Origin of the sequence: Acinetobacter sp. MD2 (assembly GCF_035615575.1) — a bacterium.
Taxonomy (GTDB): domain Bacteria; phylum Pseudomonadota; class Gammaproteobacteria; order Pseudomonadales; family Moraxellaceae; genus Acinetobacter.
Window position 1 is genome coordinate 54439 of sequence record NZ_VTDK01000002.1, and the last position, 13327, is coordinate 67765.

A 13327-nucleotide genomic window follows, 5' to 3' on the forward strand; every position below is an offset into this window, starting at 1 on the left:
CATGGCAAAGTTAACTAAACGTCAAAAAGCCATTGCTGCTGCTGTAGAAGCACACAAAGTTTACACTTTGGAAGAAGCAGTACAAGTTTTAACAGATCTTCCAGCTGCTAAATTCAAAGAATCTTTGGATGTTGCGGTAAACCTAGGTGTTGACCCACGTAAATCGGATCAAGTGGTTCGTGGTGCGACAACTTTACCTGCAGGTACTGGTAAAACTGTACGTGTTGCAGTATTTGCTCAAGGCGCTGCTGCTGAAGCTGCTAAAGCTGAAGGTGCAGACATCGTTGGTTTTGACGATCTTGCTGAAAGCATCCAAGCGGGTAACTTAGACTTTGACGTTGTAATTGCTGCTCCAGATGCAATGCGCGTTGTAGGTAAGTTAGGTACGATTCTTGGTCCACGTGGTTTAATGCCAAACCCTAAAGTAGGTACGGTAACTCCAGACGTAGCTGGTGCTGTACGTAACGCGAAAGCGGGTCAAGCACGCTACCGTGTAGACAAAGCGGGTATTATCCACGCTGCGATTGGTCAAGTAGGCTTTACTGCTGAAGCGATCCGTTCAAACCTTGAGACTTTAGTTGCTGACTTGAAGCGTTTAAAGCCTGCAACGTCTAAAGGTGTTTATATCAAAAAAATCACGCTTAGCTCAACTATGGGTCCTGGCTTGACTGTTGATGTAAACAACGTATCTAACTAATCTTTTAGTTAAACGAATTTTTAAAGGTCTGCAAATCTCTTTTTGCTCAAAGTAAAAAGTGTTTGCAGGCGGACTTTGAATTGGTAAATGTAAATTTGCCAGCGTCAAAGACCTCAGGTGATGAATGCTTGCGTTTATCTTAATGTTACCTGAGTAGACGCGGTGGTGTGATTTGTTCCTCCTCCGCGTGTAAGTCGAAAGGCTTACGAATTGGGAGTGTACCTGTTTAGGTACATAAATCACCGTTAGGAGGTTTTACAATGGCTCTTCTTATCGAAGGCAAAAAACAGATTGTTGCTGAAGTAAGCGAAGTTGCTTCTAAAGCATTTTCTGTTGTTGTGGCTAACTATCAAGGTTCAAGCGTTGAGCAATTAACACAATTACGTGTTGAAGCTCGTAAGCTTGGTGTAACTACGCGTATCGTACGTAACACTTTGGCTAAGCGCTCATTGGAAGGTACTCAGTTTGATATCTTAAATGACAACCTTGTTGGCCCAACCATTCTCGGTTTCTCAACTTCTGAAGACGACATGGGTGCAGCTGCACGCTTGTTTGAAGAATTTGCAAAAACGAACAAAGCATTTGAATTAAAAGCTGCTGCATTTGACGGCAAAGTTTATCAAGGTGCTGAAGTTAGCGTTATCGCAAACCTTCCAAACCAAGAAAAAGCGCTTACTATGCTTGCCAATGTTCTTCAAGCTCCTATTTCGAAATTGGGCCGCTTACTTACAGCGCTTCAAGAGAAAAACGAGTCAGAAGCTGCATAAGCTCAAACTTACACACACATCATTCAATACCCATTTGGAGTTACTCTCATGGCTTTAACTAACGAAGAAATCTTAAACGCAGTTGCTGAAAAAACTGTTCTTGAACTTGTTGAATTAATTTCTGCTTTCGAAGAAAAATTCAATGTATCTGCTGCTGCTGTAGCTGTAGCTGCTGGTCCTGCTACTGCTGTAGCTGAAGAGCAATCTGAATTCAACGTTGAGTTGACTTCTTTCGGTGCTAACAAAGTAGCTGTTATTAAAGCAGTTCGTGAAGCAACTGGTCTTGGTCTTAAAGAAGCGAAAGATCTTGTAGAAGGCGCTCCTGCTGTTCTTAAAGAAGCTGTTTCTAAAGAAGAAGGCGAAGAACTTAAAGCGAAACTTGAAGCAGCTGGTGCTACAGTTACTCTTAAGTAATTCCTTTGCGGAGTTGATTTTTGCAAATTGACTCCGAAAAATGGCTGATGGCTCTTGGGTCATCAGCCTTTTTGCGTTACAATAGTCGGCTCGATTTTTATTCAAATCGAGTAAAAATGATGCTGTGACTAAAATAACGTAAGTATTCAAACGCTTAGCAATGTTTTTGTGCCTAAAAAAGACATTGCTAAGCGTTTTTACCACTCTCATTTGCAGATTTGTAAGTAGTGGTGGCCATATCGGCCTGCTAATTTCATCTAAATCCGAACTGCAGGCGGGTTTAGTTTTGTACTTTCCGAGGACTCCAGATGGCATACTCATATACCGAAAAAAAACGGATCCGTAAGAATTTTGGTAATTTGCCCAAAGTGATGGACGTTCCGTACTTACTGTCGATTCAAGTCGATTCGTACCGGACGTTTTTACAAGATGGTAAAATTCCCAAAAATCGTGAGGATCTCGGTCTCCAAGCCGCATTTCGTTCAGTTTTTCCAATCGAAAGTTATTCTGGGAATGCTGCCTTAGAATTTGTTGAGTATAGCCTTGGTAAACCTGAGTTTGATGTACGTGAATGTATTCTTCGCGGCTCAACTTATGCGGCACCAATGCGCGTTAAGATTCGTTTGATCATTAAAGATCGTGAAACGAAATCAATCAAAGACGTTCGTGAGCAAGAAGTCTATATGGGCGAAATCCCATTAATGACTGAAAACGGTACTTTTGTGATCAATGGTACTGAGCGTGTCATCGTTTCTCAGTTACACCGTTCACCTGGTGTGTTCTTTGACAGTGACAAAGGTAAAACTCACGCCAACAAAACCTTATATTCTGCACGCATCATTCCTTACCGTGGTTCATGGTTAGACTTTGAATTTGATGCGAAAGATTTGGTATATGTACGTATTGACCGTCGTCGTAAATTATTGGCAACTGTTATTTTACGTGCTTTAAATTATACAGACACTCAAATCTTAGACATGTTCTATGAAAAAGTACCTGTATATTTAGATATGGGTAGCTATCAAATTGAATTGGTTCCAGATCGCCTGCGCGGTGAAATGGCACAATTTGATATTGCCGATAACAGCGGTAAAGTGATTGTAGAACAAGGTAAACGTATTAACGCGCGTCACGTGCGTCAAATGGAAGCTGCTGGCTTAACTAAGCTTTCAGTTCCAGATGAATACTTGTACGAGCGCATTGTTGCTGAAGATATCATTTTACGTAATGGTGATGTGATTGCAGCAAACACCTTGCTTAGCCATGAAGTGATGGTGAAGCTTGTTGAAGGTGGTGTTAAACAATTTAACATGTTGTTTACCAACGACATCGACCGTGGTTCATTTGTTGCAGACAGCTTACGTGCTGACTTAACCCGTGACCGTGACGAAGCTTTGGTTGAAATTTACAAAGTGATGCGTCCAGGCGAGCCACCAACCAAAGAAGCTGCTGAGAACTTGTTCAACAACTTGTTCTTCTCTTCAGAACGTTATGACTTGTCTCCTGTGGGTCGTATGAAGTTCAACCGTCGTTTGGGTCGTCCTTACGAAGTCGGTACAGATCAAAAATCACGTGAAGTTGAAGGTATCTTGTCAAATGACGATATCATCGATGTATTGCGTACTTTGATTGAAATCCGTAACGGTAAAGGCGAAGTCGACGATATCGACCACTTGGGTAACCGTCGTGTACGTTCTGTTGGTGAAATGACAGAAAACCAATTCCGTGTTGGTTTAGTTCGTGTTGAACGTGCCGTGAAAGAGCGTTTGGGTCAAGCTGAAACAGACAACCTTTCTCCGCAAGATTTAATTAACGCCAAACCTGTTGCAGCAGCAATCAAAGAATTCTTTGGTTCAAGCCAATTGTCACAGTTCATGGACCAAAACAACCCATTGTCTGAAATTACACACAAACGTCGTGTATCAGCACTTGGGCCAGGTGGTTTGACCCGTGAACGTGCAGGCTTTGAGGTACGTGACGTACACCATACACACTATGGTCGTGTTTGTCCGATTGAAACCCCTGAAGGTCCAAACATTGGTTTGATCAACTCGCTTTCTGTATACGCTAAAGCGAACGATTTTGGTTTCTTAGAAACACCATATCGTAAAGTGGTTGATGGCCGTGTAACTAAAGAAACAGAGTACCTTTCTGCAATTGAAGAAGTAGGTACTGTGATTGCACAGGCCGACTCAGCAGTAGATGCCGATGACAACTTGATTGATGAAATGGTTACCGTTCGTCACCAAGGTGAAACCATTCGTATGCCGCCTGAAAAAGTAACGCATATGGACGTTTCTGCACAGCAGGTTGTATCTGTTGCAGCATCACTCATCCCATTCCTTGAACACGATGACGCCAACCGTGCATTGATGGGTTCAAACATGCAACGTCAGGCTGTGCCGACTTTACTTGCGGACAAGCCGCTTGTAGGTACAGGTATGGAAGCAAACGTTGCACGCGACTCTGGTGTGTGTGTGATTGCAGGCCGTGGTGGTGTGATTGAGTTTGTAGATGCATCACGTGTCGTTATTCGCGTGAATGAAGATGAAATGATCGCGGGTGAAGCGGGCGTTGATATCTATAATTTGATCAAATACACACGTTCGAACCAAAACACTTGTATCAACCAAAAAGTTCTTGTGAACTTGGGTGATAAAGTTGGTCGTGGTGATGTGTTGGCTGATGGTCCATCTACCGATGGCGGTGAGCTTGCATTGGGTCAAAACATGCGTGTTGCGTTCATGACATGGAACGGCTTCAACTACGAAGACTCGATCCTACTTTCTGAACGTGTACTTCAAGAAGACCGTTTAACCTCAATTCACATTCAAGAATTGTCGTGTGTTGCGCGTGATACCAAGTTAGGTGCAGAAGAAATTACTGCCGATATTCCTAACGTAGGTGAAGCGGCATTATCTAAGCTTGACGAATCAGGTATCGTGTATATCGGTGCTGAAGTGACTGCGGGCGATATCCTTGTTGGTAAAGTTACGCCTAAAGGTGAAACGCAATTAACACCTGAAGAAAAATTGCTTCGCGCAATCTTCGGTGAAAAAGCGGCTGATGTAAAAGATTCATCTTTACGTGTTCCATCGGGCACTAAAGGTACAGTTATTGATGTTCAAGTGTTTACACGTGACGGCTTAGAAAAAGACGAACGTGCGCAAGCAATTGAAAAAGCACAGTTAGATGCGTATCGCAAAGACTTAAAAGAAGAATACAAAATCTTCGAAGAAGCTGCGCGTGAACGTGTGATCCGTTTGTTGAATGGCCAAGAATCAAATGGTGGCGGTACAACGAAACGCGGTGACAAACTGACTGATGCGGTATTGTCTGGTCTAGAGTTAGTTGACTTACTTGACATTCAACCAACTGACGAAGCAATTGCTGAGCGTTTATCTCAAATTCAAGTGTTCTTAAAAGAAAAGGGCATTGAAATTGATGAGAAATTTGCTGAGAAAAAACGCAAACTTTCTACAGGTGATGAATTAACCACTGGCGTATTGAAAGTTGTTAAGGTTTACTTGGCTGTTAAACGTCGCATCCAACCGGGTGATAAAATGGCGGGTCGTCACGGGAACAAGGGTGTTGTATCTAACATTCTGCCTGTAGAAGATATGCCACACGATGCAAGCGGTGTTCCTGTTGATATCGTACTTAACCCGCTAGGCGTACCATCGCGTATGAACGTGGGTCAGATTCTTGAAACGCATTTAGGTTTAGCGGCGAAAGGTCTGGGCGAGCAAATCGACAAGATGATGCAGCAGCAACGCACCATGGCTGAGCTACGTGGCTTCTTAGACAAGATTTACAACAAAGTGGGTGGCGAGCAAGAACAGCTTGATACTTTAACTGATGCTGAAATCTTAAAGCTTTCTGGTAACTTGCGTAAAGGTGTTCCTTTAGCGACTCCTGTATTTGACGGTGCTGAAGAAGGTCAAATTAAAGAGTTACTTGATCTTGCTGGTTATTCTAAGACTGGTCAAATGGACTTATACGATGGACGTACAGGCGAGAAATTCGACCGTCCGGTAACTGTAGGTTACATGTATATGCTCAAATTGAACCACTTGGTTGACGACAAGATGCATGCGCGTTCGACAGGTTCTTACTCGTTAGTGACGCAACAGCCGCTTGGTGGTAAAGCACAATTCGGTGGTCAGCGTTTCGGTGAGATGGAAGTCTGGGCACTTGAAGCTTATGGTGCTGCGTATACCTTGCAAGAAATGTTAACTGTGAAATCGGATGACGTTGAAGGTCGTACTCGTATTTATAAGAACATTGTAGATGGTAACCATTATATGGAACCAGGTATGCCTGAATCGTTCAACGTATTGACCAAAGAGATCCGTTCTTTAGGTATCAACATTGAACTGAAAAATGGTGACTAAGTAACCATTAACGCCCTCACAACTGCTGGTTTATACTTTAAGCGGTTGTGAGGGAATTTTCAGTTAAAAAACAATATTTGTGACCCAGTCGTAGCACTGAAATTGCTTCGGCACACGGAGAAAAAAATTGAAAGACTTGCTCGATATCATGCGCAAAAAGACGGACTCAGAAGGTCATGCTCCTGTAGAGTTTGATCGCATCCGTATTGGTCTTGCGTCACCAGAAATGATTAAGTCATGGTCTCATGGTGAAGTTAAAAAGCCTGAAACCATTAACTATCGTACGTTCAAACCAGAACGTGATGGTTTATTCTGTGCCAAAATCTTTGGACCAGTAAAAGATTACGAATGCTTGTGTGGTAAATACAAGCGTATGAAATACAAAGGCGTCATTTGTGAAAAATGTGGCGTTGAAGTAACAACAGCTAAAGTTCGTCGTGACCGCATGGGCCACATTGAACTTGCGTCACCTGTTGCACACATTTGGTTCTTAAAATCATTACCAAGCCGTATCGGTTTGTTACTTGATATGACTTTACGTGATATCGAACGCGTATTGTATTTCGAATCATACGTTGTGACTGACCCAGGTATGACACCGTTTGAGAAGTACCAACTTCTAAACGATGAAGAATACTTCAATGCACTTGAAGAACACGGTGATGAATTCACTGCGAAAATGGGTGCAGAAGCGGTTCAAGACTTGTTAAAAGATATCGATCTTGAAAACGAAATTTCTCGCTTACGTGAAGAAATTCCACAGACATCTTCTGAAACTAAATTGAAGAAAATGTCTAAACGCTTGAAATTAATGGAAGCGTTTAAAGAATCGAACAACAAGCCAGAATGGATGGTGATGAATGTACTTCCTGTACTTCCACCAGACTTACGTCCGCTTGTACCACTTGAAGGTGGTCGTTTCGCAACATCTGACTTGAACGATCTTTACCGTCGTGTGATCAACCGTAACAACCGTTTAAAACGTCTTTTAGACTTGGCTGCACCAGATATTATCGTACGTAACGAAAAGCGTATGTTACAAGAGTCGGTAGATGCCTTGTTAGACAACGGTCGTCGTGGTCGCGCAATTACCGGTTCGAACAAACGTCCGCTTAAATCTTTGGCAGATATGATCAAAGGTAAGCAAGGTCGTTTCCGTCAAAACTTATTGGGTAAACGTGTTGACTATTCTGGTCGTTCGGTAATTACCGTTGGTCCATCTTTACGTTTGCACCAATGTGGTTTACCGAAAAAAATGGCACTTGAATTGTTCAAGCCGTTTATTTTTGCAAAATTACAAGCTTCTGGCCAAGCAACCACCATTAAAGCTGCCAAGAAAATGGTTGAGCGCGAAACTCCAGAAGTTTGGGACGTTTTAGCATCGGTGATTCGTCAACATCCAGTGATGTTGAACCGTGCGCCTACACTTCACCGTTTGGGTCTGCAAGCATTTGAACCGATCTTAATTGAAGGTAAGGCAATCCGTCTTCACCCGCTCGTTTGTGCTGCGTTTAACGCCGACTTCGACGGTGACCAAATGGCGGTACACGTACCATTAACACTCGAAGCTCAACTTGAAGCACGTGCGTTAATGATGTCGACCAATAACATCTTGTCACCTGCCAATGGTGAGCCAATCATCGTTCCTTCTCAGGACGTTGTATTGGGTCTTTACTACATCACGCGTGATGCAGTAAATGCCAAAGGTGAAGGCATGATGTTTGCCGATACGCATGAAGTAAACCGTGCGCTCGCAACCGGTCAGGTGAACATTCACGCGCGCGTAAAAGCACGTGTACACCAAACTGTGATTGATGAAGATGGTCGTCGTGAAAAGCAAACCATTATTGTTGATACCACACCAGGTCGTTGCTTACTTTGGGAAGTTGTTCCTGAAGGCTTAAGCTTTGATATGATTAACCTTGAGATGACCAAAAAGAACATCTCGAAATTAATCAACACTTGCTACCGTAAGCTTGGTTTAAAAGACACGGTTATTTTTGCTGACCAATTGATGTACCTAGGCTTCCGTCAAGCGACGCGTTCGGGTGTTTCTGTTGGTATGGAAGATATGGTTATTCCACCGCAAAAACAAGCAATTATTGACAAAGCAGAAGCAGAAGTCCGTGAAATCGAACAACAGTTCGAACAAGGTTTCGTAACTGCGGGCGAACGCTATAACAAAGTGGTCGATATTTGGGCGCGTACCAACGACCAAGTTGCAAAAGCGATGATGGACAACTTGTCTTTCACTAATGTTAAAAACAAACAAGGTGAAGACGAGAAGCAAAAATCGTTCAACAGTATCTACATGATGTCTGACTCAGGTGCCCGTGGTAGTGCGGCACAGATTCGTCAGCTTGCAGGTATGCGTGGCTTGATGGCAAAACCAGATGGCTCGATTATTGAAACACCGATTAAAGCTAACTTCCGTGAAGGCTTAACGGTACTTCAGTACTTTATTTCAACGCATGGTGCGCGTAAAGGTTTGGCCGATACAGCATTAAAAACTGCTAACTCGGGTTACTTGACGCGTCGTTTGGTAGACGTTGCACAAGATTTAGTGATTACTGAGTCTGACTGTGGCACTGCTGGCGGTTTAGTGATGACACCATTCATTCAAGGTGGTGACGTGATCGAGCCATTACGTGACCGCGTATTGGGTCGTGTAACGGCAGAAGACGTGCGCCGCGCATCTGACGATGAAGTGGTATTACCACGCGGTACGTTAATTGACGAGAAAATCGCAGCTCAGCTTGAAGAAGCGGGTGTCGATGAAGTTAAAGTACGTTCGGTAATTGCGTGTGAATCAACATTTGGCGTATGTGCGAAATGTTACGGTCGTGACCTTGCACGTGGTCACTTGGTGAATCCAGGTGAATCTGTGGGTGTAATGGCTGCGCAGTCAATTGGTGAACCAGGTACACAGTTAACCATGCGTACGTTCCACGTGGGTGGTGCTGCAAGCCGAACTTCTGCTGCAAACAGCGTTCAAGTGCGTAACAAAGGTACTGTACGTTTCCACAACGTGAAAACTGTACAACACGCAAAAGGTCACTTGGTTTCTGTTTCACGTTCAGGTGAAATTGGTATTGCCGATGACTTAGGTCGTGAACGCGAGCGTTATAAACTGCCTTACGGTGCGTCAATCTTACTTAAAGATGGCGAAGCTGTAGAAGCGGGCGGTATTGTGGCGACTTGGGATCCACATACACATCCACTCGTTACCGAAGTTGCAGGTAAAGCACGTTTCAGTCAGATTGTTGATGGCGCGACTGCAACCTCGAAAACTGATGACGCAACGGGTATGACTACGGTTGAAATCTTGCCTGTAACAGCACGTCCTGTTTCTGGTAAAGATATGCGTCCTGCAATTGTGTTAGACACAGCAGACGGCACAGAACAGTTCTACTTCTTGCCACAAAACACTATTGTGACTGTCCGTGATGGCGAAACAATTGGTGTGGGTGACGTTATTGGTCGTGTACCACAAGAAACTTCACGTACCCGTGACATTACCGGTGGTCTACCGCGTGTAGCTGACTTGTTCGAAGCACGTAAGCCGAAAGAACATGCCATCCTTGCTGAAATTTCAGGTGTGGTGAGCTTCGGTAAAGAGACCAAAGGTAAGAACCGTTTAGTGATTACCCCAACAGACGGTACTGAGATCTACGAAGAATTGATTCCAAAATGGCGTCAAATCAACGTGTTCGAAGGCGAGCATGTGAACCGTGGTGAAACCATTTCTGATGGTCCACAAAACCCACATGACATCTTACGTTTGAAAGGTGAAGTTGCGTTAACTAACTACATCGTAAATGAAGTTCAAGACGTTTACCGCTTACAAGGCGTAAAAATTAACGACAAGCACATTGAAGTTATCGTACGTCAAATGTTGCGTAAAGTTGATATTACCGATGGCGGTGATACAAGCTTCATTAAAGGTGAGCAAGTTGATTACATCCGTGTTGTGGGTGAAAACCAAGCAGTTTCGGCGCAAAACAAATTCCCTGCGAAATTTGAGCGTCAATTGATGGGTATTACCAAAGCATCGCTTTCAACTGACTCGTTCATCTCTGCTGCATCGTTCCAAGAAACCACGCGTGTGTTAACTGAAGCGGCTGTAACAGGTAAAGAAGATGATTTACGTGGCTTGAAAGAAAACGTCGTTGTGGGTCGTTTGATTCCTGCGGGGACTGGTTTGGCGTATCACTTAGAGCGTCGTCGCCAAGAAGCAGAAGCTGCTGAATTTGAGCTACACAACGACTTTAGCGATGTAGACCAAGCATTTAGCCAAGCATTAAACGAAGAACAGTTCTAAGTTTAAGTGTTTGAATAAAAAAAGAGCTTTTCGAGGCTCTTTTTTTATGTATGAAATGATTTTTAGCGTATGCCTTGATGACGGTGAGATTGTTAAGCATTAGTTTTTTTCGATTCTGATATTCCAATTTTGGATGATGCGTATTACGTTGATTTTAGAAAGACTTAACATTTTTGGCGATTTAAAAGTCTCTTTACGATAAAAAATGATATTAAGAGAATAGGTAAGGTTAATAAAAAACGTATTACATAAATCGGGTAGACTAACGATTTACTCCAACTTTTCATTTCATTCGGGTCAGTAATAAATATAAAAGTATCGTCTGAGGTAGGTTTCTGAAAAATTATCTTTTTTATCAAAATATTAGATTTCGACATTGAGTTGGTATCAATTAGTTCCCCTTCTAATTTAGTTATATTTTTTAATTTTGTGATATTACAAAAGCTATCATTTTTACTACCTAAATATGCACAATTAGCAATATATTTTTTCTTATCTTTAATCAAAATTAACGATGTCATTTTTCCTGCTTTTATATAAGAAGTAGGGGCTTCCAAATGGATCGATAATTTAGATATAGGACTCAGAAGATATGGATTCAACAACAATATTAGTGACAAAATAACAATTATTGGAATTATTAAAATGAAAATATTCTTGTAAAAGAACAGGTATATTTGGGATAAGGGAGACTTTACTTCTTCTTTGAGCCATTTTCTGGTATTTCGCATTTATTCGTATGATCCTAGACACTAGATGTGTGCTGAAATTACAGGAGACTTTCACTTGGGACTCTAAACAGCTAACCTATCAAAGTATTATAACCAAACGATAATTCCATAAAACTCAAAGATAACCTATCAATAGATTGATCTTTAAAATCTAATGATAGGTTTATCGTTAAACGCATCAAAACATATCTAAAATTAACGATAGATTCAGACTGAATAATATTCAGTTTTTCACATAGACACTTTAATCGGTAATCGATGGTTAATAATATCTTTTTAAGTTTCAGTTATTTAATAACTTTCCAAAATCAAAAAGAATCTCCAAAAAACGATTTAAAAAGTCTGATTTTTACAGCAACTTCGTCCCCAAAGCCACGTCACCATCGGGTACACATAAAAACACACCACCATCTTCATCGTGTAAACCTGTAATTAAACATTCCGACTGAATTGGCCCAATTTGCTTTTTCGGAAAATTCACCACGGCAATCACTTTTTTGCCAAGCAAGCTTTCTTTGGTATAGTGTTGGGTGATTTGTGCGCTACTTTTACGAATGCCAATTTCAGTACCGAAATCGACATATACAATAAAAGCAGGTTTACGTGCCTTTGGAAAATCTTCAACTTGAATAATTTGCCCAACACGTAGTTCTACTTTGGTAAAGTCATTCCAATCAATGGTTTGCATGTCTTATAAGTTCCATCTTAGAGTATTATTTTGTCGTAATTTCAAGGGAAACCATGAAAGCCCCATTGCACAAGATACAAAATACCTAATAACAATAGCAAGCCAAATAAAAATTCTAATTTTTTCATTTTGTTTTCAGCTAGACCTAATGTGAGAATACATCGCTTACTTTATACACGATTTTGTTTAGCAGTTTAGGTGCAATCTTTATCATCAATATTCATAACGATTCCTGTTTTTTATTTGAGATTGTGAATTAAAAAGGTTTATGATTTTATCCATATTAAACGAATTAAATTTAAGGATAACTCATGACCACCGATGCACAATTTCCAACCCCTGACAATTTAGGCATTGCTGTATATGCCAATAATGCTGAAGCCATTGGTAACACGCCACTCGTTCGAATTAATCGAATTATTCAGGGTAGTGCAACGGTTTTGGCAAAAATTGAAAGCCGAAATCCTGCATTTTCAGTGAAATGCCGTGTTGGTGCAGCTTTAATTAGCGACGCCGAAAAACGAGGTGCTTTAAAAGCAGGCATGCATATTGTCGAGCCAACCAGTGGCAATACAGGCATTGCTTTGGCATTTGTGGCTGCGGCAAAAGGCTATCCGATTACACTAACCATGCCTGCAAGTATGAGTTTAGAACGCCGTAAAGTGCTCAAAGCATTGGGTGCAAATTTGGTTTTAACGGAACCTGCAAAAGGCATGAAAGGTGCGGTAGATGAAGCGGTGCGCTTGGCTACCGAGCAACCTGAACTGTATTTTTTACCGCAGCAATTTGAAAACCCTGCCAATCCACAAATCCACCAAGACACTACAGGTCCTGAAATTTGGCAAGCTACCGATGGCAATGTCGATATTTTAGTGGCGGGTGTTGGTACAGGTGGCACGATTACAGGTATTTCGCGCTATTTCGAGCAAACCCAAAACAAGCCGTTATATTCGGTGGCGGTAGAACCTGCGGAATCTCCAATTATTGCCCAAGCGAAACAAGGCGAAGCAATTACCCCTGCACCGCATAAAATTCAAGGGATTGGTGCAAACTTTATTCCTAAAAATTTAGATTTAAATTTTGTCGATGAAGTGATTGCTGTCAATAGCGCCGATGCTGTGACATGGGCACGAAAAGCCGCAACTCAAGAAGGTATTTTAGTGGGTATTTCAAGCGGTGCTGCTTTGGCAGCAGCAGCCGAATTGGCTATTCGTCCTGAAAATGCAGGGAAAACCATTGTGGTGATCTTGCCCGACAGTGGCGAGCGCTATTTGTCTTCGGTGTTATTTGATGGTTTGTTTGATGATGTTTAAGA

At 42.0% G+C, this 13327-nt stretch carries 7 protein-coding genes; 6 read left to right on the forward strand and 1 reads right to left on the reverse strand.

Annotated elements, in window-relative coordinates; all coding sequences use genetic code 11:
- Window position 1 precedes the first annotated feature (1 nt).
- From rplA to rpoC, 5 genes are all read left to right on the forward strand, one after another.
- Window positions 2-697 (forward strand): 50S ribosomal protein L1, encoded by a 696-nt coding sequence (gene rplA / locus FXN70_RS03535; protein WP_324646115.1) that lies wholly within the window; start codon window positions 2-4, stop codon window positions 695-697.
- Between the two features lie 260 nt (window positions 698-957).
- Window positions 958-1464: a 50S ribosomal protein L10 gene (gene rplJ / locus FXN70_RS03540; RefSeq protein ID WP_324646116.1), complete on the forward strand. Its 507-nt coding sequence runs from the start codon at window positions 958-960 to the stop codon at window positions 1462-1464.
- Window positions 1465-1512: 48 nt separating this feature from the next.
- A complete protein-coding gene (rplL, locus tag FXN70_RS03545; RefSeq protein ID WP_324646117.1) occupies window positions 1513-1878 on the forward strand; it encodes a 50S ribosomal protein L7/L12 in 366 nt (121 codons plus the stop codon).
- 308 nt (window positions 1879-2186) lie between these two features.
- Window positions 2187-6272 (forward strand): DNA-directed RNA polymerase subunit beta, encoded by a 4086-nt coding sequence (rpoB, locus tag FXN70_RS03550; protein WP_324646118.1) that lies wholly within the window; start codon window positions 2187-2189, stop codon window positions 6270-6272.
- Between the two features lie 127 nt (window positions 6273-6399).
- Window positions 6400-10593 carry a DNA-directed RNA polymerase subunit beta' gene (gene rpoC, locus FXN70_RS03555; RefSeq protein ID WP_324646119.1) on the forward strand — a complete coding sequence of 1398 codons (4194 nt, stop codon included), beginning with the start codon at window positions 6400-6402 and terminating at the stop codon, window positions 10591-10593.
- Between the two features lie 1080 nt (window positions 10594-11673).
- Here the strand turns inward: rpoC and FXN70_RS03560 are convergent.
- Window positions 11674-12012, reverse strand: a complete 339-nt coding sequence (locus FXN70_RS03560) for a tRNA-binding protein (RefSeq protein ID WP_324646120.1) — start codon at window positions 12010-12012, stop codon at window positions 11674-11676.
- 311 nt (window positions 12013-12323) lie between these two features.
- On the opposite strand from FXN70_RS03560, the gene cysK reads away from it, so the two are divergent.
- Window positions 12324-13325: a cysteine synthase A gene (gene cysK, locus FXN70_RS03565; protein WP_324646121.1), complete on the forward strand. Its 1002-nt coding sequence runs from the start codon at window positions 12324-12326 to the stop codon at window positions 13323-13325.
- Window positions 13326-13327 lie beyond the last annotated feature (2 nt).

Coding starts and splice junctions, on each gene's coding strand:
- rplJ (WP_324646116.1), top strand. CDS start 958: ATGGCTCTTCTTATCGAAGGCAAAAAACAGATTGTTGCTGAAGTAAGC.
- rplL (WP_324646117.1), top strand. CDS start 1,513: ATGGCTTTAACTAACGAAGAAATCTTAAACGCAGTTGCTGAAAAAACT.
- FXN70_RS03560 (WP_324646120.1), bottom strand. CDS start 12,012: ATGCAAACCATTGATTGGAATGACTTTACCAAAGTAGAACTACGTGTT.
- rpoB (WP_324646118.1), top strand. CDS start 2,187: ATGGCATACTCATATACCGAAAAAAAACGGATCCGTAAGAATTTTGGT.
- rplA (WP_324646115.1), top strand. CDS start 2: ATGGCAAAGTTAACTAAACGTCAAAAAGCCATTGCTGCTGCTGTAGAA.
- cysK (WP_324646121.1), top strand. CDS start 12,324: ATGACCACCGATGCACAATTTCCAACCCCTGACAATTTAGGCATTGCT.